22 protein-coding genes are annotated in these 23,851 nt (G+C 47.1%); 7 read left to right on the forward strand and 15 right to left on the reverse strand.

What is annotated here, in order from left to right:
• Positions 1 to 101 precede the first annotated feature (101 nt).
• The gene (gene glmU, locus FR741_RS00120; protein WP_005394079.1) at positions 102 to 1,463 is read left to right on the forward strand and encodes a bifunctional UDP-N-acetylglucosamine diphosphorylase/glucosamine-1-phosphate N-acetyltransferase GlmU; all 1,362 of its coding nucleotides are present in this window, start codon (positions 102 to 104) and stop codon (positions 1,461 to 1,463) included.
• An 81-nt stretch (positions 1,464 to 1,544) separates the two neighbouring features.
• Here the strand turns inward: glmU and FR741_RS00125 are convergent, their stop codons facing one another.
• Positions 1,545 to 2,285, reverse strand: coding sequence for an amino acid ABC transporter permease (locus FR741_RS00125; RefSeq protein ID WP_031780374.1), 741 nt, complete (start codon positions 2,283 to 2,285; stop codon positions 1,545 to 1,547).
• Positions 2,286 to 2,400: 115 nt separating this feature from the next.
• On the opposite strand from FR741_RS00125, the gene FR741_RS00130 reads away from it, so the two are divergent.
• Positions 2,401 to 3,177 (forward strand): transporter substrate-binding domain-containing protein, encoded by a 777-nt coding sequence (locus tag FR741_RS00130; protein WP_167426111.1) that lies wholly within the window; start codon positions 2,401 to 2,403, stop codon positions 3,175 to 3,177.
• A gap of 45 nt (positions 3,178 to 3,222) precedes the next feature.
• Here the strand turns inward: FR741_RS00130 and punC are convergent, their stop codons facing one another.
• The gene (punC, locus tag FR741_RS00135) at positions 3,223 to 4,428 is read right to left on the reverse strand and encodes a purine nucleoside transporter PunC (protein WP_031780373.1); all 1,206 of its coding nucleotides are present in this window, start codon (positions 4,426 to 4,428) and stop codon (positions 3,223 to 3,225) included.
• Between the two features lie 152 nt (positions 4,429 to 4,580).
• On the opposite strand from punC, the gene punR reads away from it, so the two are divergent.
• Positions 4,581 to 5,483, forward strand: a complete 903-nt coding sequence (gene punR / locus FR741_RS00140) for a DNA-binding transcriptional activator PunR (protein ID WP_005394068.1) — start codon at positions 4,581 to 4,583, stop codon at positions 5,481 to 5,483.
• A gap of 55 nt (positions 5,484 to 5,538) precedes the next feature.
• Here punR and ilvA read toward each other — a convergent pair whose 3' ends face one another.
• The 5 genes from ilvA to ilvG are packed head-to-tail and all read right to left on the reverse strand — an operon-like array spanning position 5,539 to position 11,838.
• Positions 5,539 to 7,086: a threonine ammonia-lyase, biosynthetic gene (ilvA, locus tag FR741_RS00145; protein WP_134648225.1), complete on the reverse strand. Its 1,548-nt coding sequence runs from the start codon at positions 7,084 to 7,086 to the stop codon at positions 5,539 to 5,541.
• A gap of 2 nt (positions 7,087 to 7,088) precedes the next feature.
• A complete protein-coding gene (ilvD, locus tag FR741_RS00150; protein WP_048625601.1) occupies positions 7,089 to 8,930 on the reverse strand; it encodes a dihydroxy-acid dehydratase in 1,842 nt (613 codons plus the stop codon).
• Positions 8,931 to 8,944: 14 nt separating this feature from the next.
• On the reverse strand, positions 8,945 to 9,883 hold the full coding sequence (ilvE, locus tag FR741_RS00155; protein ID WP_005378953.1) for a branched-chain-amino-acid transaminase: 939 nt from the start codon (positions 9,881 to 9,883) through the stop codon (positions 8,945 to 8,947).
• A 12-nt stretch (positions 9,884 to 9,895) separates the two neighbouring features.
• Entirely contained in the window at positions 9,896 to 10,180 is a 285-nt protein-coding gene (gene ilvM, locus FR741_RS00160; protein WP_005378958.1) for an acetolactate synthase 2 small subunit, read from the reverse strand.
• 11 nt (positions 10,181 to 10,191) lie between these two features.
• A complete protein-coding gene (gene ilvG, locus FR741_RS00165) occupies positions 10,192 to 11,838 on the reverse strand; it encodes an acetolactate synthase 2 catalytic subunit (protein WP_005394061.1) in 1,647 nt (548 codons plus the stop codon).
• Between the two features lie 464 nt (positions 11,839 to 12,302).
• On the opposite strand from ilvG, the gene FR741_RS00170 reads away from it, so the two are divergent.
• A complete protein-coding gene (locus FR741_RS00170) occupies positions 12,303 to 13,826 on the forward strand; it encodes a YifB family Mg chelatase-like AAA ATPase (protein ID WP_006742918.1) in 1,524 nt (507 codons plus the stop codon).
• A gap of 57 nt (positions 13,827 to 13,883) precedes the next feature.
• On the opposite strand, the gene FR741_RS00175 is transcribed toward FR741_RS00170, so the two are convergent.
• Positions 13,884 to 14,840 carry a DUF2860 domain-containing protein gene (locus tag FR741_RS00175; RefSeq protein WP_167426112.1) on the reverse strand — a complete coding sequence of 319 codons (957 nt, stop codon included), beginning with the start codon at positions 14,838 to 14,840 and terminating at the stop codon, positions 13,884 to 13,886.
• A gap of 149 nt (positions 14,841 to 14,989) precedes the next feature.
• On the opposite strand from FR741_RS00175, the gene FR741_RS00180 reads away from it, so the two are divergent.
• Entirely contained in the window at positions 14,990 to 15,868 is an 879-nt protein-coding gene (locus tag FR741_RS00180; RefSeq protein WP_046874593.1) for an acyltransferase, read from the forward strand.
• A gap of 46 nt (positions 15,869 to 15,914) precedes the next feature.
• Here the strand turns inward: FR741_RS00180 and FR741_RS00185 are convergent, their stop codons facing one another.
• From FR741_RS00185 to FR741_RS00205, 5 genes are all read right to left on the reverse strand, one after another.
• Positions 15,915 to 16,517, reverse strand: a complete 603-nt coding sequence (locus FR741_RS00185; RefSeq protein ID WP_005379036.1) for a thiol:disulfide interchange protein DsbA/DsbL — start codon at positions 16,515 to 16,517, stop codon at positions 15,915 to 15,917.
• A gap of 34 nt (positions 16,518 to 16,551) precedes the next feature.
• Entirely contained in the window at positions 16,552 to 17,538 is a 987-nt protein-coding gene (locus tag FR741_RS00190; RefSeq protein WP_167427052.1) for a serine/threonine protein kinase, read from the reverse strand.
• 54 nt (positions 17,539 to 17,592) lie between these two features.
• Complete coding sequence (ccoG, locus tag FR741_RS00195) at positions 17,593 to 19,014, reverse strand: cytochrome c oxidase accessory protein CcoG (protein ID WP_167426113.1); 1,422 nt, start codon at positions 19,012 to 19,014, stop codon at positions 17,593 to 17,595.
• 313 nt (positions 19,015 to 19,327) lie between these two features.
• On the reverse strand, positions 19,328 to 19,594 hold the full coding sequence (locus FR741_RS00200) for a YihD family protein (RefSeq protein WP_048625604.1): 267 nt from the start codon (positions 19,592 to 19,594) through the stop codon (positions 19,328 to 19,330).
• Between the two features lie 166 nt (positions 19,595 to 19,760).
• Positions 19,761 to 19,928 (reverse strand): hypothetical protein, encoded by a 168-nt coding sequence (locus FR741_RS00205; protein ID WP_005379043.1) that lies wholly within the window; start codon positions 19,926 to 19,928, stop codon positions 19,761 to 19,763.
• Between the two features lie 296 nt (positions 19,929 to 20,224).
• On the opposite strand from FR741_RS00205, the gene FR741_RS00210 reads away from it, so the two are divergent.
• Both FR741_RS00210 and trhA read left to right on the forward strand, forming a co-directional pair.
• Positions 20,225 to 21,031 carry a sporulation protein gene (locus tag FR741_RS00210; protein WP_005394045.1) on the forward strand — a complete coding sequence of 269 codons (807 nt, stop codon included), beginning with the start codon at positions 20,225 to 20,227 and terminating at the stop codon, positions 21,029 to 21,031.
• 70 nt (positions 21,032 to 21,101) lie between these two features.
• The gene (gene trhA, locus FR741_RS00215; protein ID WP_005394044.1) at positions 21,102 to 21,755 is read left to right on the forward strand and encodes a PAQR family membrane homeostasis protein TrhA; all 654 of its coding nucleotides are present in this window, start codon (positions 21,102 to 21,104) and stop codon (positions 21,753 to 21,755) included.
• Between the two features lie 38 nt (positions 21,756 to 21,793).
• On the opposite strand, the gene FR741_RS00220 is transcribed toward trhA, so the two are convergent.
• Both FR741_RS00220 and FR741_RS00225 read right to left on the reverse strand, forming a co-directional pair.
• Positions 21,794 to 22,378, reverse strand: a complete 585-nt coding sequence (locus FR741_RS00220) for a DUF3157 family protein (RefSeq protein WP_167426114.1) — start codon at positions 22,376 to 22,378, stop codon at positions 21,794 to 21,796.
• A gap of 25 nt (positions 22,379 to 22,403) precedes the next feature.
• A complete protein-coding gene (locus FR741_RS00225) occupies positions 22,404 to 23,849 on the reverse strand; it encodes a TrkH family potassium uptake protein (RefSeq protein ID WP_006742925.1) in 1,446 nt (481 codons plus the stop codon).
• Between the last annotated feature and the right edge of the window lie 2 nt (positions 23,850 to 23,851).

The following is a 23,851-nucleotide window of genomic DNA, read 5'->3' on the forward strand; positions in this document are numbered from 1 at the left end:
TTTGATTAATTTTAGTTGGAAATTTACCTTACTCCATTAACTATTTTAAAAGAGCTGTTTAAAATAACGGCCAATTAACATAAAACGTCAATAGGTTATCAATGAAATTCAGTGCTGTGATTCTTGCTGCGGGTAAAGGTACCCGTATGCATTCGAACATGCCTAAAGTGCTACACACTTTGGCAGGGAAGCCAATGGCAAAACATGTGATTGATACATGTACTGGTCTTGGTGCACAAAATATTCACTTAGTATTTGGTCACGGTGGTGATCAAATGCAAACCACTCTTGCTGAAGAGCCAGTAAACTGGGTGCTGCAAGCGGATCAGTTGGGAACTGGCCATGCAGTTGACCAAGCATCTCCTCGCTTCGAAGACGATGAGAAAATCCTCGTGCTTTATGGTGATGTGCCATTAATTTCAGCTGAAACCATCGAGAACTTGTTGGATGCTCAACCAACTGGTGGTATTGCACTGCTTACAGTGATGCTTGATAACCCAACAGGTTATGGTCGTATTATTCGTAAAAATGGTCCTGTTGTTGCGATCGTTGAGCAAAAAGACGCAACGGAAGAACAAAAACAAATTAAAGAGATCAACACGGGCGTGATGGTTGCGACTGGTGGGGATCTTAAGCGTTGGTTGTCTGGCTTAAACAACAACAACGCGCAAGGCGAGTACTACCTAACTGACGTTATTGCAGCCGCACACGATGAAGGTCGCGCCGTTGAAGCTGTACACCCAGTCAATGCCATTGAGGTGGAAGGGGTCAACGACCGTGCTCAACTGGCTCGTCTAGAGCGTGCCTTCCAATCAATGCAAGCTCAGAAGCTACTAGAGCAAGGTGTGATGCTACGCGATCCAGCACGCTTTGATTTGCGTGGTGAGTTGCAGTGCGGTATGGACTGTGAAATTGACGTGAATGTTATCATTGAAGGTAAAGTATCACTCGGTGATAACGTGGTTATCGGTGCTGGCTGTGTACTGAAAGATTGCGAAATCGACGACAACACCATCGTTCGCCCTTACAGTGTGATTGAAGGTGCAACGGTTGGTGAAGAATGTACCGTTGGTCCATTTACTCGCCTTCGTCCTGGTGCTGAGATGCGTAACGATTCCCATGTGGGTAACTTCGTAGAAGTGAAAAATGCGCGTATCGGAGAAGGCTCAAAAGCGAACCATCTAACTTACCTTGGTGATGCTGAAATCGGTCAACGTACGAACATCGGTGCCGGTACGATTACTTGTAACTACGATGGTGCGAACAAGTTTAAAACCATCATCGGTAATGATGTTTTTGTTGGTTCTGATAGTCAACTGGTGGCGCCTGTCACTATCGCTGATGGCGCAACCATCGGTGCAGGCACGACGCTGACAAAAGATGTTGAAGAAGGCGAGTTAGTGATTACTCGTGTCAAAGAGCGCAAAATTAATGGCTGGCAACGCCCTGTAAAACAGAAATAAGCAGTACCTGCACTCTGTCGCTATATTGTCAAAGCCGCTCAACAAGAGCGGCTTTGTTGTTTCTAGCTAAAGGCTTCATCGTTAGTAACTGGGAATGGCGATGCGTTTTTCGAGCCAACGAACGGCTTGGGATACGAATAGAATGAGCAACAAGTACTCCAAAACGAGGAAGGTATAAATCTCTAGGGGTAAGTACTCATTTACCACTAGCTCATTGGCACGGCGAGTGAGATCGCTTAAACCAATCACACTGACTAAAGAGCTCATCTTGAGGATGTAGACAAATTGATTGCCCAATGGTGGGAGAATTTGTCGAAACGCTTGGGGAAGAATTACCAAGCGCATCTTTTGCCAATAGCTTAAGCCCAAAGATTCAGCCGCTTCATGCTGGCCACGACTGATGGCTTGGATTCCGCCGCGAAACACCTCCGCCATAAACGCACTCTCAGCAATGGTCAGGGCGATAACACCCGCCCAAAAGTGATTGAGTGAGACATCCAACAGCGTTGGCATGCCGTAATACACCCAAAGTAGTAAGACTAAAACAGGCACTGAACGGACTACCTCGACATAAATGCGGTTGATCCACTTCAAGTAGGGGGAGTTCGACAGAGCCGGTAGGGCGATGATTAAACCTAAGGTCATCGCAAATAACATACTGAGGAGTGATACTTGGATGGTGTCACTAAATCCGGCGATTAAAAACTTCAGATTGGTGAGTCCTTGCTCCGTAGAGGGATCGAGCACATACCAGCCCCATTGATAATCTGAGCAACCTGTGAGCAACAGCAGCGAAATCAGCCATAGAGTTCGAAAGGTCACATTTACTCCCTGAATTAACTAAAAAACTTCCATTGTTGCTGCTATGTTATCAATAGAGCTTTAATAAAGGTTAATCATTAAACCGTATAAGGTCATTATTTTTAAGGGAATAAAAATGAAAAAGATTTTACTAGCGCTAGGAATGTGTTTGCTTGCTTCGACTCAAGTCGCTCACGCTGAAAGCCGTCTTCAATCCATTTTAGACAGTGGTGTACTCCGTGTTGGAACGACGGGAGATTGGAATCCGATGACGATGAAAGACCCTGCAACCAACAGTTATCGTGGCTTTGATATCGACGTAACGACAGAGCTTGCTAAAGATCTCGGTGTAAAAGTAGAGTATGTAGCCACGGATTGGAAGACGCTAGTCAATGGCATTACCGCCAACAAATACGATATTACTGGCAGCGCGTCCCTGAATATGTCGCGCGCGAAAGTCGCTGGATACAGCCAACCGTATTTCTACCTTGCCTTTGTACCTGTTGTGCAAAAGAAAGATCTCGCCAAATTCTCTGATTGGGCAGATTTTAATACGCCTGATGTGAAAGTCGCGGCGACACTAGGAACGGTGCAAGAAAAAATGGTGAAAGAGTTTTTCCCGCTGGCTCAACACATTGTGATTGAAGCGCCAGCGCGCGACTTCCAAGAATTACTAGCTCGCAGGGCCGATGTATCGGTGACGTCCAATGTGGAAGCAGCGACGTTGGTGGACAAGTTTAAACAACTAGCGATAGTACCAGTGGCCGCTCCGCGTAAACCGACACCAATTGCGATGCTGTTGCCGCAAGACGATCAAGTATGGATTAATTACATCAACCATTGGGTTGAGCTGAAAAAGACCCAAGGCTTTTTCAAGCTGACTGCCAAGAAGTGGGGGTTGAAAAGCTTATAAACAAAAAGAGCCGCATTACGCGGCTCTTTTTTATTATCTGAACAATTAAAGTTCGTCTTCACTCACTACACGAGCATTGTCTGGAGTCGTGAAGTGCTGAGACAATTCACGGTTAGATAAGATGTAACCCATCCAAAGACCACCCATACAGATGATGATTGCAACGCCCGTTACCATTTGAGCTTGGCTTGCCATTGCAGCAACTAATGCGCTTGATAGACTACTCACAGTAATTTGTAAGCTGTTTTGCAGGCCTGCAGCTGTTGCAGGGCTTTGCTTAGCACTTGCCAACGCGCGGTTTACTACGATTGGGTATAGCGCACCATTGGCTACCGCAATTAAACAGAAAGGCGCTAGAATTGGCCAGATAGAAGACAGTTCCCATTGTGAGGCAATGAATATCATTATTGCCGCGACACTAAATAGTCCAATCAATTGACGTAGAACTTTTTCATCACCAAATTTACGAACGCCGACTTTACCCAAGTAACCACCAGCCATAAACGCGATAGTTTGTGGGATAAAGCTCAAACCAATATCTTTTGCTTCATAGCCTAGTTGCGCCATGATTTCTGGCATACCAGTTAGGTAAGCAAAGAATGCAGCCGAAGCCGTCGCAAACATAAATACGTTGCCAAGGTATTTTTTAGAACTCAGCAGCGCTTTGATGTCGGCAGACATACTGGTTTGTTTGATTTCTGCTTTCTCGTCTTTTTGGGCCATTGTCGCAAAGACCAAGAAGACACCAACTAGTGTTAGCGTAATAAAGATACTGTGCCAGCCGAAGTTATCTGCCAACACTACCCCTAATTGAGGTGCTAGTGCTGGTGATAGCGCGACTAACGGCATGATCGTTGCGAAAATTTGCTGACTGCTGCTTGAGTAGCGTTTAATGACCATGGCTTGCCAGATCACGGCTGGTGCACATACACCGATAGCTTGGATAAAGCGCAGTGTCAGTAGTTGCCATACTTGGTCACAGAAAGCCAAACCGAATGACGCGATAGTAAACAGCACTAACCCGGCCGCGAGTGTATTGCGGTGGCCAAATTTATCGGATGCCAATCCCCACATTAGCTGGCCAACCGCCATACCAACTAGGAATACTGTTAAAGAGAGCGCTATTTGCTCAGGGCCTGTTGCAAAGTCGATTTCCATCGCTTTGAATGCTGGCAGATACATATCGGTAGCAACGAAGCCAAGCATCGATAATGCTGCCAGATAAATGAGCTGTAGTTTTGATATTTTCATGATTCAACCAGTCAAATTATTTAATCATTTTTTAATCAACATCAGTTGGCGCCAACCCTGATTTATTTACCTTATTATTCTATTTTTCGATTTTAAGAAAATAAAACGCTAAAATTGTTGGTTATCAATCAAATTTTTTGAAAGGTTAAATCATGTTCTCTAAAGCGTCTCTGGAAATGCTGGATACGGTTGCCCGTTTAGGCAGTTTCACCGCTGCGGCTGAGGTGCTGCATAAAGTCCCTTCAGCCATCAGTTATGGAGTAAGGCAGGTCGAGCAAGATTTAGATGTGGTGCTGTTTCGACGCTTACCGAGGAAAGTGGAGTTAACTCCAGCAGGTGAGCTTTTTATGGCTGAGGCGCGCTCTTTGCTGCGTCAAATGGAAGAGGTGAAAGCACAAACACGCCGAGCCGCTCAGGGATGGAAGAGTACATTAAAACTGACCTTAGATAACGTGGTGAAACTGGAGAAGCTAAAACCTTTGGTGGAAGATTTTTATCGCGAGTTTGAATTTGCTGAATTGCAGATCAATATGGAGGTCTTCAATGGTTCTTGGGAGGCTATAGCACAAGGACGAGCTGATATAGTCGTTGGCGCGACATCTGCGGTTCCCGTTGGGGGAGACTTTGAAGTCAAAGATATGGGCGTATTAGATTGGGCATTTGTAATGTCACCCGCTCATCCTTGCGTTCGACAACAAGTACTTACTGAAGAGTTTGTGAGTCAATTTCCGGCGATCTGTCTTGATGATACTTCGAACGTGCTGCCAAAACGCCATACTGGCCATTATCCGCAACAGCGCCGATTATTATTGCCCAATTGGTACAGTGCAATTGAATGTTTGAAAAATGGAGTTGGCGTGGGTTACATGCCACGTCATATTGCAACACCCTTAATCAATGATGGTGTGCTGGTGGAGAAGGTCATGCCAGATGATAAGCCGCTCAGTCATTGTTGCTTGGTCTGGCGCAAAGATGATAATCATAAATTGATCCAATGGATGGTGGATTACCTAGGATCGCCTAATCAGCTACATCAAGATTGGTTACAGTCATAAAAAAACACCTCGCAATAGCGAGGTGTTTTATTTGATATGTTTGGAATGTGGCGTTTTATGACAGGAAGAACTTGTAAGACGGGTTGTCTGTTTCGTCTTTGCATTGATAGCCAAGTTCGCGTAAATGCGCAGAAAACTGAGCTAAATCTCCTTCATCTAACTCGAAACCACATAAAACGCGTCCGTAGTCTGCGCCGTGGTTACGGTAGTTGAACAAGCTAATATTCCAATGGGTGCCAAGAGTGCTTAAGAATTTCAGCAAGGCACCTGGGTACTCTGGAAATTCAAAGCTGTAGAGTCGCTCTTTGAGTTGCTTCGATGGCTTCCCGCCGATCATGTAGCGAACGTGTAGCTTCGCCATTTCATCGTCAGAAAGGTCAACCACCGGATAGCCACCCTCACGTAGATCGTGAATAATGTTTTCCAACTCTTCTTGACCACCTTGCAGACGAACACCGACAAAGATATTAGCGAGTTCGTCATCGTTATAACGATAGTTAAACTCCGTAACTGCACGGCCGCCAATGAGGTTACAGAACTCAAAGAAAGCACCTTGACGCTCAGGGATCGTCACTGCCAATAAACCTTCACGTTTTTCACCAAGCTCGCAGCGTTCAGAAACATAACGTAGACCGTGGAAGTTGGTGTTTGCGCCAGACAATACTGTACCTAGATTCTTACCTTGCAATTTGTTTTGCTCAGCAAATTTCTTCAAACCCGCCAGAGCAAGCGCACCCGAAGGTTCAGCAATCGCACGGGTATCTTCAAAGATGTCTTTTACGGCTGCGCAGATTTCATCACTGGACACTGCAATATGGCCATCAATGTACTTCTGGCACAGACGGAAAGTCTCTTCACCAATGCGCTTTACTGCAACGCCATCGGCAAACATGCTGACTTGGTCTAGTACGACAGGTTCACCTGCATCCAGCGCGGCTTTCAGACAAGATGAGTCTTCCGGCTCTACGGCAATGACTTTGATTTCTGGCATTAACTGCTTCACGAGTACCGCAACACCAGCGGCCAAACCGCCGCCACCGACAGGAACGAAGATGTAATCAAGGTGACCATTTTGCTGCAGCATTTCCATACCGATGGTGCCTTGACCTGCGATCACCAGTGGGTGATCAAAGGGGGGCACAAAAGTATAGCCATATTGCTCAGACAAACGTTCGGCTTCTGCTTTTGCTTCATCAAAGTTGCTGCCGTGTAGTACCACATTGCCACCAAAGCTGCGTACGGCGTCGACTTTGATATCCGGCGTGGTCTTTGGCATCACGATGGTGGTTTTGATGCCCAGCTTAGTGCCAGACAGCGCCATGCCTTGAGCGTGATTACCTGCCGATGCTGCGATGACACCAGCGGCTTTTTGTGCTTCAGTTAGGCTTGCCACCATGTTGTACGCACCGCGTAATTTAAATGAGTGCACAGGTTGGCGATCTTCGCGCTTGATTTGCACATTGTTACCAATACGCGCAGATAAACGAGGCATTTCTTGCAGTGGTGTTACTGTTGCGACTTCATACACCGGAGCGCGGAGGATTTGGCGCAGATAGTCTGCGCCAGTTTGATTTACTTTCTTTTCGGGTTGAGATTCCATCATTGCTAGCCCTCTAGCTTCGACTTGTCTCGTACTGCACCCTTGTCAGCACTGGTGGCCATGCTCGCGTACGCTTTAAGTGCAAAGGAAACTTCTCTTTGACGATCAACAGGTTTCCAGCCAAGTTCGTCTTGTTTTGCACGGCGCTCTGCAAGTTCCTGTTCAGACACTTCGAGTGAAATTGAACGGTTCGGAATATCAATCGCGATCATATCGCCCGGTTTCACCAGTCCAATAGCACCGCCGTTAGCGGCTTCAGGAGAAGCATGGCCGATAGAGAGTCCTGATGTGCCGCCAGAGAAACGGCCGTCAGTCAGAAGTGCACACTCTTTGCCAAGGCCCATCGATTTTAGGTAAGTGGTTGGGTAAAGCATTTCTTGCATGCCTGGGCCACCTTTTGGACCTTCGTAACGGATAACAACCACGTCGCCTGCTTTTACTTTGCCGCCTAAGATGCCTTCTACGGCGTCTTCTTGGCTTTCAAATACCACGGCTGGGCCAGTGAACTTATGAATGCTTTCATCAACACCAGCTGTCTTAACGATACAACCATCTAATGCGATGTTGCCTGATAGAACGGCTAGGCCACCTTCTTGGCTGAAGGCGTTGTCTTTCGCGCGAATACAACCTTCTGCACGGTCGTCATCAAGGCGATCCCAACGACAATCTTGCGAGAACGCTTGGGTGGTACGAATACCAGCCGGACCGGCACGGTAGAACTTAAGTACTTCTTCGTCTTCCGTTTGGATGATGTCGTATTTTGCCAACTGCTCTTTCATTGAAAGACCCAGTACGGTGCGAGCATCATTGTGCAGTAGACCAGCACGATCCAATTCACCAAGAATCGCCATGACGCCACCTGCGCGGTGTACGTCTTCCATGTGATATTTCTGGGTAGATGGTGCCACTTTACATAGGTGTGGTACTTGACGTGATAGGCGATCGATATCTTCCATATCGAAATCCACTTCACCTTCTTGCGCCGCGGCCAGTAGGTGCAGAATGGTGTTGGTTGAGCCACCCATGGCGATATCCAGTGCCATTGCATTTTCGAAGGCATCATAAGTTGCAATGTTGCGTGGCAACGCGGATTCGTCATCTTGCTCGTAGTAACGGCGAGTCAGTTCAACAATGCGTCTGCCCGCGTTAAGGAATAGTTGTTCACGATCAGCGTGAGTCGCCAGCATAGAACCGTTGCCCGGCTGAGAAAGACCCAGTGCTTCTGTTAGGCAGTTCATCGAGTTTGCCGTGAACATGCCTGAACACGATCCACAGGTTGGACATGCGCTGCGTTCGATCTGCTCGCTTTGCTCATCAGATACTTTTGGATCCGCGCCTTGGATCATTGCATCAACAAGGTCTAGTTTGATGATCTGATCAGAAAGCTTGGTTTTACCCGCTTCCATTGGGCCACCAGAAACAAAGATAACCGGGATGTTAAGACGCATAGATGCCATCAACATTCCCGGAGTGATTTTGTCACAGTTAGAGATACATACCATGGCATCGGCACAGTGCGCATTGACCATGTACTCTACAGAGTCTGCGATAAGTTCGCGTGAAGGCAGTGAGTACAGCATGCCGCCGTGACCCATTGCGATACCATCATCAACTGCGATGGTGTTGAATTCTTTTGCGATGCCGCCGGCTTTTTCGATTTCACGTGCGACAAGCTGACCCATGTCTTTAAGATGTACGTGACCCGGAACAAATTGAGTAAACGAGTTCACCACGGCGATGATTGGTTTACCGAAGTCTTCTTCTTTCACACCCGTTGCACGCCACAGCGCGCGTGCCCCCGCCATGTTACGACCATGTGTGGTGGTAGCTGATCTATATTTTGGCATTTCTTAAATCCTTCTTACTTCTGTTCTGGGTACACATAGTCTAACCAGCCCCACTTATCTTCCGTGGTGCCGTCAAATAGGCCAAAGTAGGCTGCTTGTAGTTCTTTAGTGATTGGGCCGCGTTTACCTGTGCCCACTTCAATTTTGTCGATGGTTGCCACAGGCACAATTTCAGCCGCAGTACCTGTCATGAAGACTTCATCGGCAAGGTAAAGGGCTTCACGAGCAATGTTCGCTTCACGCACTTCGTAGCCTTTATCGCGTGCAATCGTCATGATCGAGTCACGCGTGATGCCCGGTAGAATCGCGCTAGTTGCTGGTGGTGTGGTGATTACGCCATCTTTGATAACGAAGATGTTTTCACCGGCGCCTTCCGATAGGTAACCATCTACGCTTAGCGCAATACCTTCGTCGTAACCGTGACGACGCGCTTCACCACCAACCAGTAGTGAAGATAGGTAGTTACCGCCGGCCTTAGCTGCTGTCGGGATGGTGTTTGGTGCCGCGCGGTTCCAGCTTGAAATCATCGCATCCACGCCTTTCTCTAGCGCTTCTTCGCCTAAGTAAGAGCCCCAAGGGAATGCCGCAATGATTAGATCCATTTCAGTGCCAACTGGTGGGCACACGCCCAAACCAACATTACCGACAAAACCCAATGGACGAATGTAAGCGCTATCGAGTTTGTTTTGGCGCAGTGTTTCGCGGGTCGCTTCCATGATTTCTTCTACAGAAAAAGGGATCGGGAAACGGTAAATCTTGGCGGAATCTTTTAAACGTTGTGCATGCTCACGGTGACGGAAGACAATTGGGCCTTTTGGTGTGTTGTAACAGCGCACGCCTTCAAACACGGATGTACCATAGTGCATTGCGTGAGTCAGAACGTGCACGTTCGCCTCTGCCCATGGAACCATCTCACCATTAAACCAAATGAAATCTGCAGTTTTCGTTGCCATTTGTTGCCTTCCTTATGCACTTACGTGTTGTTGTAAGTTGTGATTTGGCAGTTCATCGTTGCGGATTTTTAGCACCTCAACCTTACGAACGTCCCACAACTTCTCTATTTGATTGATCAAAAACGAGATTGGTCGATCGCTGTCGACGATGATCTCGACGCTGGCTACTTTACTTTCATGGTTTTGCGTAGCAGCGACTTGTTTGATCACGAAGCCTCGGTGACGAATCACACGTAGAACGCGCTCCAACAGTACCGGTTTGTCATCGGCTTTGATGTCGAGTAAATATCTGTCCATGCGATTGTCTCCTATGTATTTTCCAACATATCACTGTTTGAGGCGCCAGGTGGCACCAATGGCCACACGTTTTCTTCTTCATCAATCAAAACGTGAAGCATGTAAGAAGTTTCACTCGCTAGCATCTCTTTCAGCGCTGGCTCCACTTCTTCTTTCTTGGTGATGGTCTTGCCCGGGATATCGAACGCTTTTGCTAGCATCACGAAATCTGGGTTGTCATCAAGAATGGTTTCACTGTGGCGACCGTCGAAAAACAGCGATTGCCATTGGCGAACCATGCCAAGACGTTGGTTATTAAGAAGGACAATCTTCACTGGAATCTGACGACGCTTCAGCGTGCCCAATTCCTGTACGTTCATCATAAATGAACCGTCACCTGTAATAAGGATAGACTGATCATCAGGACGTGCGACTGCTGCCCCCATCGCTGCTGGCAAGCCAAAGCCCATGGTGCCAAGGCCAGCAGAAGTGATGAAATTTTGTGGTTCGCGTGGCTGGATATGTTGCGCTGCCCACATCTGGTGCTGACCTACATCAGTCGAGACAATTGAGCTGTCTGGCATCATGTCTGACAGTTGTTTAAGCAATAGCGGTGCGTAGATTAACTCGCCCGGGTGGTCGTAACGCCACTTAAAGCCGCTGCGCAGACTTTCACTGTGATGAACCCACGGTGAGATATCTTGAGTCAGCTCTAGCTGAGGAAGAATGGTGTTGATGTCGCCACGTAATGGTGCGTTGGCGTGGCGCAGTTTATGAATCTCCGCAGCATCAATGTCGATGTGAATCACTTTCGCATTTGGTGCAAACGTGTCGAGCTTACCCGTCACACGGTCATCAAAGCGCGCGCCAACCACGATCAATAGATCGGCTTCTTGAACCACTAGGTTAGCGGCTTTGGTGCCGTGCATGCCCAACATACCAAGATAGTGAGGGTCATGGCGTTCAATGGTACCGAGGCCTTTTAGTGTGCTAACTGCTGGCATTGGGTTTAAGCGAAGGAATTCGCGTACTGCATCGGTTGCTTTCGCGAGTTGCACGCCACCACCAACATACAACACTGGGCGAGTTGAGGCTGCCAGTACATCTTGTGCGCGCTTAATGTCTTCAGCGCTGACATCTTCGATTGCAGGCGCTACGTATGGAGGCAGTAGATCTGTTGGGGTTTGAGCCAGTTGAACGTCTTTGGCGATATCGACAATGACTGGACCCGGACGACCCGTTTTGGCCACTTCAAACGCTTCGGCTAGCGTTGGCGCTAGGTCTTCAATTTCGGTCACGAGATAGCTGTGCTTAGTACAGGCTAGGGACATTCCGATCACATCCATTTCTTGGAATGCATCGGTACCGATATGAGAGCTAGCAACCTGGCCTGTGATGGCAACTAGAGGTACGGAGTCAAGGAAAGCGTCGGCAAGGCCGGTAACAAGGTTAGTGGCCCCTGGGCCGGAAGTTGCCATGCACACGGCAACGTCTTGAGTGGAACGAGCCATACCGATGGCGGCCATGGCAGCCCCTTGCTCATGACGGCATAGGATGTGCTCCACCCCTCCGTCATACAAAGCATCGTAGATTGGCATGATGGCCCCGCCAGGGTAGCCAAAAACGGTTTCGATGCCTTGCTGTCTTAAAGCGGCTACGACAAGTTGTGCACCAGTCATCGTAAACCTCCTTTGCTACGTTGTGGCTCGTAGCTATTGCCATATTTATTGCACTTCATGTGCACTCCCATTCTTCCCGTTAAACTGTCCGAGGGTTAGACAGATGACAACTTGTAGTTGTAAAAAAACCCCCGGACTTTTCAGTGCGGGGGTTTTTTGTAATTTGTGGTTACCTTTCGCCCACAATACCCCGCGCGGTGCCAATAATGACCACGATAATCAGGGCTAGCAGTGCGTTGATATGAGCGAAAAGGTTCATCTGTCTGTCGTTCTTTTTTCGTTAAAAAATGTTGTGTAATGTTCTACGAAATTGTTTGCGTCATTAGTGGTATCACACAATTCCGCTGCATGACAAGCAAAAAGTCATTCTTTTTTCACATTAACTCTCAATTGGGACGCGGTATATAACATAACCAACTAGATAAAACATTTGTTTACAGAGTGTTCAATAAATTGAGGAACGTATGGGGCTGGCAATCATTCATAGTCGAGCAAGCGTCGGGGTGCAAGCGCCATCGGTTAGTGTAGAAGTTCATATTAGCAATGGTATGCCCGGGTTTACCTTGGTAGGGCTGCCAGAGACGACGGTAAAAGAGTCCAAAGATCGCGTTCGTAGCGCGATCATTAATTCTAATTTTCAGTTTCCAGCTAAGCGGATCACCGTTAATTTAGCTCCAGCAGATTTGCCCAAAGAGGGAGGGCGTTTTGATCTTCCTATCGCATTGGGGATTTTGGCCGCTTCGGAGCAAATCGCGACAGATAAGCTTAAAAACTACGAATTTGTTGGCGAGTTAGCGCTATCTGGTGGTCTAAGACCTGTAAAAGGTGTGCTGCCTGCTGCGCTGGAAGCCAGTAAGATTCAACGTCATTTAGTGGTCCCACATGTAAATGGCGATCAGGCGGCGCTAGTGGGGAAAGAACAACATAAATCGGCTCAATCTCTACTGGAAGTATGTGCCGAGCTTTGTGGCCAACATCGGCTGAATCTTTTTCAAACGCCTAAGCGCAAAATAGTCGAAAAACATGGTCGAGACTTACAAGATATTATTGGCCAACAACAAGGTAAGCGTGCACTGGAGATTGCTGCCGCTGGAAACCACAACTTACTTTTCCTTGGCCCGCCAGGTACCGGGAAAACCATGTTGGCTTCGCGTTTGTGTGACTTATTACCGGAGATGAGTGACGAAGAAGCAATGGAAACCGCTTCGGTGGCGTCGCTGACGCAGAGTGAAATTAATGAGCACAATTGGAAGTCGCGTCCGTTTCGCTCTCCGCATCATTCAAGTTCAATGGCTGCATTAGTTGGCGGTGGCTCGGTACCCAGACCCGGGGAGATCTCTTTAGCCCACAACGGCTTGTTGTTTCTCGACGAAATGCCCGAATTTGACCGAAAGGTGCTGGACTCGTTACGCGAACCGCTCGAATCTGGTGAGATCATTATCTCTCGGGCGCAAGGTAAAACACGTTTTCCGGCTCGCTTCCAATTAGTTGGTGCACTGAACCCAAGTCCGACAGGATATTACGAAGGCAATCAAGCCCGCACCAATCCACAAGCCATTTTGCGTTACCTTGGTCGATTATCCGGACCACTGTTAGATCGCTTTGATATGTCTTTAGAAATCCCAGCTTTGCCCAAAGGGACATTAGCAGAAGGTGGTGATCGCGGTGAGCCGACCGCTATCGTTAAAGAACGTGTGAATCATGCGCGTACCAATATGTTGAACCGCAGCGGTAAGGTAAATGCACTGTTAGGCAGTCGAGAAATCGAGGCGTTTTGCCCCTTACACAAAAGTGATGCGGAGTTTCTTGAAACCGCTTTACATCGTTTGGGGCTTTCGATTCGCGCGTATCATCGCATTATCAAAGTAGCACGAACGATAGCAGATCTTGATGGGGCGGAGCAGATTGAACGAGCGCACTTAGCCGAGGCGCTTGGGTATCGAGCGATGGATCGCTTACTGAAACAACTCACGGCGCAAGCGGTATAGAGACGTGCAAATATCACCGCAACAAGTGTTGTAAGTGCCTTGTTGCGATGAAGGACGTTAGAAGGTGTAGTTGAGACCAAGAGACAACAGGTACTCTTTCTCATCATAGAACGTGATATTTGAGTCCGTTTGGCTGTAGCCAGCTAAAGAGATGAACGACCAGTTTTGCCAGTCAAATACGTTTTGATATTCATAGGCTGCAAATAGGCTGATGGTGTCGTCATTTCGTGTTTTAGCAAAAGTTTGGCTAGTGGCTTGATAGTCTTTCCATGCATAACCTGCGGTGAGGGCCAACCGATGGCGGTTGATAAATTTAAACCAACTGATGTCAAACCCGTACGAATCAAATGATTCCGCCTTACCGTCGGCATTTTGATTAATGTAGGTAAACGCCGGTTGCAACATGGATGTTTGATTAAGTGAAATCCGATAGTCACCTTTAACGTAGTAAAGGCTCGCATCGCGAGCGAGTGAACGGTCCGTTACTTCTTCTTGCTCAATGTCTTTATCAGCATAAGCGAGATCAAGGTTGAAGTTTTTATCAATCAATCCCTTGATTTGAAAGCGATAGGCATTGCCGTCCACATCCGTTTCTTGACGGGCGATTCCGACTTGATATGGGTTACGCCAAGTTTCGCTTTTGAGCACGGTCGGTAGATAGGAAATATCGAGCACGGTGCCGGATGGCAACTCGTGTTGATAGCCCAGCTGAAAAGCGAGTGTACCAACCGCGACATCGGAACGTGTGGTACCCGCGTACACTTGGTGATTGAGTCGGTTACCAAAAGTGTAAGTAATGCTTCCTAGCGGCGCAGCGATAACGGAGCTGTCACTATCGGCGCGCTTATCGAGAGAATCGATGGTGTTACTATTTTCCGTATTGAAGTTGGATTCTGATGATACAAATCCGGCATTCAGCGAAATTTCACCGCCAAAACCTGCGGTTTCAGCGAGTTGAGCCTGAGCAGAACTGACGACAAAGGCCCAAGGCAAGAGAATTAGCCTTGGTTTCATTCGTTATCTCCTTATTGTCGAATGAGTGGTGCAAATATTGGTTGAGGTAACAAATCTGACCATTCCCACGCATATTCCAATGTGGCAAAGGCGCAGTATAATTACACGCTGTTTTATTCTTCACACATTATCACTGTTGTTTGACTATCATGTTGGCATATTTGTTATTTTTTTTTAACGCTTCTTTTGTGATTCTCAATTCTGCGCTGTGTTCACTCGCAATTTGTATTATCGCTGTGTTTAAAGTATTGCTTCCAAGCGTGGAGCTAAAAGCGAAAGCGACCGCTTGTGCCAACAAGGTGATGTGGTTATGGGCTACCGTTAATGCGGGCATTCTGGCTGTTTCTAACCGTGTTGACTGGGATGTTCAGGGCGGTGAGGCGCTGAAAAAAGACGGGTGGTATCTGCTGATCAGTAATCATCTCAGTTGGACCGATATTGTGGTGCTTTGCTGCGTGTTTAAAGACCGCATACCTATGCCGAAGTTTTTCCTCAAACAACAACTGTTGTATGTGCCTTTCATTGGGATGGCGTGTTGGGCGCTCGACATGCCATTTATGCGTCGTTATTCGCGAGAGTATCTGATCCGCAACCCGCACAAACGAGGTCAAGATTTAGAGACGACACGTCGCTCGTGCGCCAAGTTCAAACATGCACCAACCACAGTGGTTAATTATGTCGAAGGCACTCGATTTACCGAAGAAAAACAGCGTAAGAGCAAGACGAGCTACCAATATTTGCTGCAACCAAAATCGGGCGGGATCGCATACACGTTAGCGGCAATGGGGGAGCAGTTCGAGAACATTATCGATGTGACTCTGGCGTACCCAGAAAATACAAATAAGCCATTCAAGGATTTATTAATGGGCCGAATGGGCAAGGTTGTTGTGCGTGTGAATGTGTTGCCCGTCGATGAACGAGTGCTTGGTGATTACTTTAACGATAAGCCCTATAAGCGACAATTTCAGCAATGGTTGGGTGATGTGTGGCAAGAAAAAGATCGGTTGCTACAAGAGATTTACAAATAAACAAAAGGGGAGCGATGGGCTCCCCTTTTGATTGATATCGATGCGCTTATTTTAGTGTCAGCAAGTAGTTCACCAGAGAGAAGTACTCATCCATTGTCTTGATGCTTTGTGCTTGAACTAGGTATTTGTTGTTAACGATAACCGCAGGAACGCCGGTTAGACCGCTGTTTTCAAATTGCTTGTCCATACGGCGAACCATGGAATCAACCGCAAAGCCTTTGAATGCAGAGTCGAATTTCTTCGCGTCTACACCTTCATCAAGGAAGATTTGGCGAAGCTCTTCATCGTTACGTGGCGCCTTCTTTAGATTGTGGATGCGGTTAAACATCACTGGCACCATTTTGTCTTCCACTTTTAGTGCAACCATGGTCGCGTAGGCTTTGCTCATTGATGGGCCCATGTTGCCACCCATGAAAGAAACGTGGTTTTTTAGTAGTTTAGTGCCTTCTGGCAACTGCTTTTTCAGTTGCTGGATAACAGGTTCAAAGCTATTACAGTGCGGGCAGTAGAAAGAGAAAAACTCCGTCACAAGAGGTTTTTTTGATGCCTCAAGATCCAATACTTTGTAATGTTCACCTTCTTTGAATTGCGCTGCATGTGCCGACAGGCTTAGCATCAGCATAGAAAACAGTGCGAACAGTTTTTTCATCGAAATATCTCCATTTTTGAATTTGTGGCCTGACTTACCATTGAGGCATTAAAGACAGCGGTGCTTCTTCTAAAGCGGCGATCTGCTCTTTAAATGCAAGGACCTGACCTTCCCAGTATTTTGGCTCATTAAACCATGGAAAAGCGAGAGGAAACGCAGGGTCATGCCAACGTTTTGCTAGCCATGCCATATAGTGCACCATTCGTAGACCGCGAAGTGGCTCAATTAGTTTCAATTCTGCGGGGTTAAAGTCGCAAAACTCTTGATAAGCTTCTAAAACAATATCCAGCTGCATCAGTTTGTCTTGGCGTTCACCGTTCAGTAGCATCCATAAGTCTTGTACTGCAGGGCCGTTACGAGCGTCATCCAAATCAACAAACATAGGGCCATCTCGCCACAAAATATTGCCTGGGTGGCAATCGCCATGCAAACGAATGATATTGAAGCTTTCTTGCCAGTGGCTTTCAATCGATTTGATCAGCATATCCAAGTCATTGAAGAAGCTGTTCTCCAAGTGCATTGGAATCATGTTGGCGTTTTGCAGAATCTCTCTTGGTTGATACAGGTATTCTTGCAAGCCAATCGTTGGGCGATGTTGGAAGGCTTGGCGGCTGCCGACTTTATGGATTCGGCCAAGGAAACGCCCTACACCTTCGAGCTGATCTAAGTTGTCAACCTCGTACTGGCGACCACCTACGCTCTCAAACAGCGCAAATGCATAGCCTTGATAGTGATGAAGGGTTTCACCGTTGATGCGCACAGGTGGTGCGATGGGGATTTCGTTGCCAATCAGTTCTAAAGTGAAGTCGTGCTCCTCTTGGATCTGTTCGTTGCTCCAACGTTCAGGGCGGTAGAACTTGACGACATAACGACGACGCTCTTCGTCAGTGAATTGATAAACACGGTTTTCGTAGCTATTGAGGGGAAGAAAGCCTGATTCTGCGCGAACGCCGATGCTTTCTAACGCGTACCACATAAAATCTGGGGTAAGGGCGTCAAAGTTAAACATACTTTGGGACATATAAACAAAAAGGCTCATTGCTGAGCCTTTTTCCATTAGTCACTGAAGTAGACGCTATAGTTTTTTTATAAAGCGGCTTTCCACTTCAATGGTGAATTCGTTGCTCTTATCGGTGAGTATAAACTGAATTGTCGTAATCGCAGAGTTTAGCTTGTCAGGATCGGCGCCAAGGCTCATTGGTAAGTTCAATACTTCACCTGGCTGTACCTGAATTGTCTGCTTACCGTACCAGCTTACATCGGATAGCCCTTCAACATCCAACGAGTACTCTTGCACTTGCTGGGTTTTGTTGATCACTTTGAGGGTGTAGGTGTTTTCTACTTCGCCTGAGCTATTTACTCGGAACAGTTGGTTACGGTCGCGAATAACACTCATGCCTGCTGGGTCTACCGCTGCGATTTGGGCAAAGAACAGACCAATCATGACCAGTAGCACAGCTCCATAGCCCAGCAGCTTCGGACGCATGACTTTGGTACTCTTACCCGATAAGCGATGCTCTGTGGTGTAGCTGATTAGTCCTTTCTCGTAACCCATGCGATCCATGGTGTTGTCACACGCATCAATACAGGCACCACAGTTAATACATTCATATTGTAAGCCGTCACGAATATCGATACCTGTTGGGCACACCTGCACACACAAGTCACAATCAATACAATCCCCCAAACCAAGTTGCTTTGGATCGGCTTTGCGCGGACGTGGACCACGTTTTTCTCCACGTTGTGCATCATAGCCAACGATAAAGGTGTCTTTATCAAACATGGCAGACTGGAAGCGCGCGTAAGGACACATGTGAATACACATGATGGAACGCATCCAACCAGCATTACCATAAGTACAAATGGCAAAGAACATTATCCAAAATACGGGCCAGAAGTTGGCGTTAAAAGTGAAAAAGTCGATAACCAATTGCTTCATTGGAACGAAGTAGCCAACAAAAGTAAAACCAGTGGCGAGCGCAATGGCAAACCAAGCGATATGTTTGATGGTTTTGCGTATCGCTAAATTTGCCGTCAGCTTATTGGAGTCCTGCTTACGACGCTTATTGGCGCTGCCTTCCAGTTTCTCTTCAAACCAGATATACATGAAGGTCCAGACGGTTTGTGGGCAGAGATAGCCACACCAAACTCGACCTAAGAAGGTGGTAATAAAGAACAACCCAAACGCCGCGATCACAAATAGCAAGGCGAGTAGGGTAAGATCTTGCGGATACAACGTGGTACCGAAAAAGTTGAACTGCTGGTTGCCAATATCGAGCAAGATCGCTTGACGTTCACCGTAAGGAATCCACGGTATCAAAGCGAAGAGAAGCAGTAAGAACCAACCACCGTAACGACGCAGTTTCTGGTAAGTCCCTTTGCTTTCGCGTACATAGATGCGATTACTTGGGTTGAACCGATCCCCATTCCCTTTATGAGTCTTAGGGTTGTAGGTTTTAGGAGTCACATCTTTGATATCGATCTTATCCTGACTCATGCACTCATCCTTCTTAGGCTTTTATAATGTACGGCGTCATTTCTATTGATGTCGCTCGATGACATTGCTACTTCGTCCTTATCATAAATCATGACCGGACATAATTATTTTAGTAAATACTGATGAACGGCGATTATACAATCAATAACAATTCCTTTTCTTTAACGCAGTCAACGTTTAACAACAAAAGTCAGTACAGTTAACCTGATAATTGGCTGAACAGTTATAACCAACTGTGGGACTAAAAATTTTAGTTATAAAAAAGCGACTCATTTGAGGGAGTCGCTTAAAGAATACTGGGCTGTTGAACCGGTTATTTGATGATGCCACGAGCGCGCAGAATCGCAGTTTTAAAATCATCTTCTTGGTCTTTCTTAAGACCTGGGATCATTTCGTCTTTGCTGCTGTTACGCATTTTAAGGTGGTAGATCAGCACGTCGTCGGTCAGATCTTCTAGCTTGCCTTCGTAGCCTGCTTCTTTCGCTAGCTTCACGATGAACTGCAGTAGGTTCATTTCTTGGTCTTTATGCCATTCAGGCTCTAGTAGCTCAAGCAGCTCTTCAATGCGATGACACTTCATTTCTTTCTCCACAGAATTTATAGGTGTAATTAGCTGTAAAGGTACCAAATTGCTTTGCGAAGACCAAATAGGAAAAACTATCTATTTCACTGTGTTTTGTTCTAAGTCGTTGAGGTGGTTTGAGTCGTGTGCAAAGAAAAAAGCGCAGCTGGCGCCGCGCTTTTGATTAAGCTGCTTTGATAACTTTGGCCGGAACACTCGACATCATTGCTGTCTTCTCAACCAATGTCATTGCTGGCGCAACTTGCTTTGCCTTTGGTGCAGTAGTAAAGCCACTGCGGCGGCGCATTGCACTAGTATTAGTGTGTGCGAACCTGACTGTTGTTGGGCGCATTAATTTACCTAACTGTCAGGCATATCCATTGCCGATGTAATGGCCTGAATCATTATGAGCTAGGCTCCAACAAGATTGAAGAATCACTCTTCTGGCTCTCGCCAATCCAGTTAATGAATCAGGAATACCGATATGCATGCATATCACGTATAAGATTAGCATCCTTGTAATAATTGGTCGATAGTTGAGCAATTGAATTGTTTAGATTTTGTCATTTTGTCGCGATGATCGAGGCAATTTTTGTTTGATCCCTCGATCAGCAGTAGTAGTATGAGATCTCGACGAAGGAGGTGCCTATGTCATTTTTGAAGAAGACACTTGCCAGTTTTGGGATTGGGAGCGCTAAGGTCGACTCAATCCTAAATCAAGACGTGCTATATCCTGGTCAAAGTGTGGATGTGTCTATCCATGTTTATGGTGGTGCCACTGAACAAGCGATCGACAACATCGATTTAAAACTGTGTTGCCGCTATATCGCGGAAGCTCCTGATGACCGTGGTGCGCGAGAAGGACACAGCATGCGCCGAGTACCTCAGACTCATGTGCTTGCTAAGTGGAGCCTCCCTTATGCGTTTACCATCCATTCCGGCGAAGAGCGTACCTTCGATGTTCAGCTCGATGTGCCTTGGAATACGCCTGTCACCATTGGTGACGCCAAAGTGTGGCTCGAAACCGGCTTGGACGTTGCTGCTGCTTTAGACCCGACCGATAAAGACATCCTCACCGTTCGACCTGATCCACTAATGGATGCGGTGTTATCCGCATTTGAAGCGCAAGGTTTGCGTATTCGCCAAGTGGAGTGTGAGGAAGTAAAAGGGTTCGACCTGCCATTTGTGCAAGAATTTGAGATGGTGCCGACTGACGGGCCATACCATGGCGTGTGGCGTGAGTTAGAATTTGTCGCTCATCGTAGCGAGCAAGAACTCAAATTATGGTTTGAAGTTGACCGCACACGCAAGGGCGAGGGTGGCATGCTCGCAAGCTTACTGGGTAGCGGAAAACTCAAACGAGAGTTGACCATTCCAGCCACGACTAAGCTTGATCAAGTGGGTGAACTTGTACTTAATTATCTCGATCAAACCACGGCCGTTCATGAGTCTTAATTTAAGCTTACACGTGTAAGCCTAATGTGCCATACTAGAGCAAATTTCAAACTCTAGTATAGGCGCATTGATGTCTGAACTGCAGAAACCTCAATACAGTCAACGCGAAGAACTGGCTAATACCATCACTCATGGCATTGGGATGATTTTTGGTATTGTTGGCTTGATACTGCTGCTAATCAAAGCCATAGACCAGCAAGCTGATACGCTGACGCTGGCCAGTATGGCTGTCTATGGTGCGAGTATTATCGTGCTATTTTTGGCTTCGACGCTGTATCACGCAATTCCGCACCCCAATGCCAAACGCTGGCTAAAAACTTTCGATCACTGCGCCATTTATCTGCTCATTGCTGGCAGTTATACGCCTTTTTTGTTGGTGAGTTTACGTACGCCGCTCGCGTTTGGTTTGATGATTGTTATCTGGACCATTGCTCTACTCGGCATCATTATGAAAGTCGCGTTTGTTTACCGATTTAAAAAGCTTTCCTTAATGACGTATTTGGTCATGGGCTGGCTGTCGTTGATTGTGATTTATCAGTTGGCGATCAACTTGGATATTGGCGGACTGACATTACTCGCAGCTGGTGGGATTGTGTATTCACTGGGGGTGATTTTCTACGTTGCGAAGCGTATTCCATTCAATCATGCGATTTGGCACGGCTTCGTTTTAGCGGGTTGTGTGTGTCACTTTTTCGCAATTTATTATTTTGTCGAGCCTATCTAACGGATAGATATGAACTCGACAAAACATGTGTTATCACATTAACGAGTTTTCACTTCTAACACTTTGGCTGAAAACTGGTATTGCTGAGACTGCGGCACTGCCAGTTTGATGCTTTTACCCTGTTCTGCTTGTTGTGGTCGCAGGTAAGTATCCGCCATTCGCTTGATGGATTGCCAAACTGTGACTTTTTCTTTCGCCAGTTGCTGGCCAGACATATCAAATACCAGAACTTCCACTTCAACTTGAATCACCGATTGTGAGCTTTGATTGGTAATGGACGTTGGCAGTACGAGCTCACCATCTTGATAGCTCGCGGAGCCAATCAGTACGTCGACACCAGAGTCAGACAGCTGCATGGTTGGCTTTTTGGCGTTTACCACCACAGTAGTGCCAACAGTTTTCGTCACAACTGGAATTGTCGCAATTGCGGGAGCTGCGATCGTTTCAACCGCATCTGTTGTCGCTTGCGTCTCTGTTGCTTGCTGCGCAGGTTTTTTCATGACGTATTCCCAAGTAAAGTCATCGTTTAACTTCACTTCTCGACCATCGGCTAAAGTGATGACTTCAGCGGCGTATGTGGATGAGGCGGCAAGTAGGGTCGCCAGAGTGATCCATGTTTTCATTGTTATACCTTTTATTTGTGTCTGCTTAACGGCGCCAAAACGCAGGGAAGAACAGTACAAGAATAGTCAGAATTTCCAAGCGGCCCATCAACATGCCAAAGCTCAGAAGCCACTTGGCGGTATCTGGCAGAGGCGCGAAGTTACCCGTCGGTCCAATCACGCTTCCCATACCCGGGCCGACGTTGGCTACCGCAGTGATGGCACCAGAGATGCTAGTGATGGGGTCTAAACCCAGCGCACTCAAGCAACCCGCGATGAAGATGATGGTGATAAAGAACATCAAGCCAAACGCGACCACCGAGCGAACAATGTCATCATTCACTGGGCGTTGGTTGTAGCGCTGTACAAACACACCTGAAGGGTGAATCAATTTCATCATCTGTTTGTTCAGCAGTGTCATTGCGATTTGGAAACGGAAGATTTTGATCCCACCAGACGTTGACCCCGAACATGCGCCCGCCATCATTAAGAAGGCAAAAAGAGTTGTGGGTAATGCGCCCCACGCGGTGAAGTCCTCTAAGCCAAAGCCGGTTGTGGTGACGACAGAGACGATATTAAACATCGACACTCGTAGCGCATCCAAAATGGTGTATCCGTCTCGAATCACTAACCAAGCTGAAATCACTAAGCTTGAGAACACGAACAGGTACGCGAATCCTCGAACTTGAGCGTCGTTAACCAATACATCAATACGGCGTTTACGTAACGCGGCGATGAAGAGCAAAAATGGCAAGCCACCTAAGAACATAAAGGTAGTGGCCACCCAGTGTGCGCCATTAGAGAAGTGGTTCATCGACCCGTCGGATGTAGAGTATCCGCCCGTTGATAGAGTAGTAAAGGCATGGTTGATCGCTTCAAACAAGTTCATGCCTGTGACCAAGTAGCCCACAATGCATAAGCCAGTAAGCATCAAATAAACTGCTACGATGTTTTTGGCGACCGTTTTTGCTCTCGGGCTACTTTTATCCGACCAATCGGATGATTCGGTTTGGAATAGCTTCATACCACCGACATTGAGCATAGGTAGCACCGCCACCGCCATCACGATAAAGCCAATGCCGCCAAGCCACTGCAAAATAGAGCGCCACAGCAAGATGCTCGGCGCCATGTTGTCTAGGCCACTGAGCACCGTTGAGCCCGTCGTGGTGATACCCGACATCGTTTCGAAGTAGGCGTCAGTGAAGCTGATGTGGTTGATGAATACAAACGGCAAGGCGGCGAATGCACTGGCGATGGTCCAAACCAGACTGGTGATGAGGAACATATCGCGTACGCTGAGTTTGAACTTGGCGGTTCGACCGATCGTGAGGCAGATGAAGGCGGCAAGGTGCGTGATCACAACGGCTTGGGCGAAATCGAGAAATCCCCCCGTACCAGTGAAGAAAGCGACCAAAGTCGGCACGTACATAAATAGGGCCAGTTTGGATAAAACCAGCCCGATAACAAATAGTACGGGACGTAAGTTGACCATAG

The sequence above is a fragment of the Vibrio diabolicus genome, from assembly GCF_011801455.1.
Taxonomy (GTDB): Bacteria; Pseudomonadota; Gammaproteobacteria; order Enterobacterales; family Vibrionaceae; genus Vibrio; species Vibrio diabolicus.

Excerpts from the sequence above, each read along its gene's own strand:
- FR741_RS00130 (WP_167426111.1), top strand. The coding sequence starts at position 2,401 with ATGAAAAAGATTTTACTAGCGCTAGGAATGTGTTTGCTTGCTTCGACT.
- ilvE (WP_005378953.1), bottom strand. The coding sequence starts at position 9,883 with ATGGCAACGAAAACTGCAGATTTCATTTGGTTTAATGGTGAGATGGTT.
- FR741_RS00220 (WP_167426114.1), bottom strand. The coding sequence starts at position 22,378 with ATGAAAACATGGATCACTCTGGCGACCCTACTTGCCGCCTCATCCACA.
- ilvD (WP_048625601.1), bottom strand. The coding sequence starts at position 8,930 with ATGCCAAAATATAGATCAGCTACCACCACACATGGTCGTAACATGGCG.
- ilvM (WP_005378958.1), bottom strand. The coding sequence starts at position 10,180 with ATGGACAGATATTTACTCGACATCAAAGCCGATGACAAACCGGTACTG.
- ilvA (WP_134648225.1), bottom strand. The coding sequence starts at position 7,086 with ATGATGGAATCTCAACCCGAAAAGAAAGTAAATCAAACTGGCGCAGAC.
- FR741_RS00190 (WP_167427052.1), bottom strand. The coding sequence starts at position 17,538 with ATGTCCCAAAGTATGTTTAACTTTGACGCCCTTACCCCAGATTTTATG.
- punC (WP_031780373.1), bottom strand. The coding sequence starts at position 4,428 with ATGAAAATATCAAAACTACAGCTCATTTATCTGGCAGCATTATCGATG.
- FR741_RS00210 (WP_005394045.1), top strand. The coding sequence starts at position 20,225 with ATGTCATTTTTGAAGAAGACACTTGCCAGTTTTGGGATTGGGAGCGCT.
- FR741_RS00205 (WP_005379043.1), bottom strand. The coding sequence starts at position 19,928 with ATGCGCCCAACAACAGTCAGGTTCGCACACACTAATACTAGTGCAATG.
- FR741_RS00225 (WP_006742925.1), bottom strand. The coding sequence starts at position 23,849 with ATGGTCAACTTACGTCCCGTACTATTTGTTATCGGGCTGGTTTTATCC.
- ilvG (WP_005394061.1), bottom strand. The coding sequence starts at position 11,838 with ATGACTGGTGCACAACTTGTCGTAGCCGCTTTAAGACAGCAAGGCATC.
- punR (WP_005394068.1), top strand. The coding sequence starts at position 4,581 with ATGTTCTCTAAAGCGTCTCTGGAAATGCTGGATACGGTTGCCCGTTTA.
- FR741_RS00185 (WP_005379036.1), bottom strand. The coding sequence starts at position 16,517 with ATGAAAAAACTGTTCGCACTGTTTTCTATGCTGATGCTAAGCCTGTCG.
- ccoG (WP_167426113.1), bottom strand. The coding sequence starts at position 19,014 with ATGAGTCAGGATAAGATCGATATCAAAGATGTGACTCCTAAAACCTAC.
- FR741_RS00175 (WP_167426112.1), bottom strand. The coding sequence starts at position 14,840 with ATGAAACCAAGGCTAATTCTCTTGCCTTGGGCCTTTGTCGTCAGTTCT.
- FR741_RS00200 (WP_048625604.1), bottom strand. The coding sequence starts at position 19,594 with ATGAAGTGTCATCGCATTGAAGAGCTGCTTGAGCTACTAGAGCCTGAA.
- glmU (WP_005394079.1), top strand. The coding sequence starts at position 102 with ATGAAATTCAGTGCTGTGATTCTTGCTGCGGGTAAAGGTACCCGTATG.
- trhA (WP_005394044.1), top strand. The coding sequence starts at position 21,102 with ATGTCTGAACTGCAGAAACCTCAATACAGTCAACGCGAAGAACTGGCT.
- FR741_RS00170 (WP_006742918.1), top strand. The coding sequence starts at position 12,303 with ATGGGGCTGGCAATCATTCATAGTCGAGCAAGCGTCGGGGTGCAAGCG.
- FR741_RS00180 (WP_046874593.1), top strand. The coding sequence starts at position 14,990 with ATGTTGGCATATTTGTTATTTTTTTTTAACGCTTCTTTTGTGATTCTC.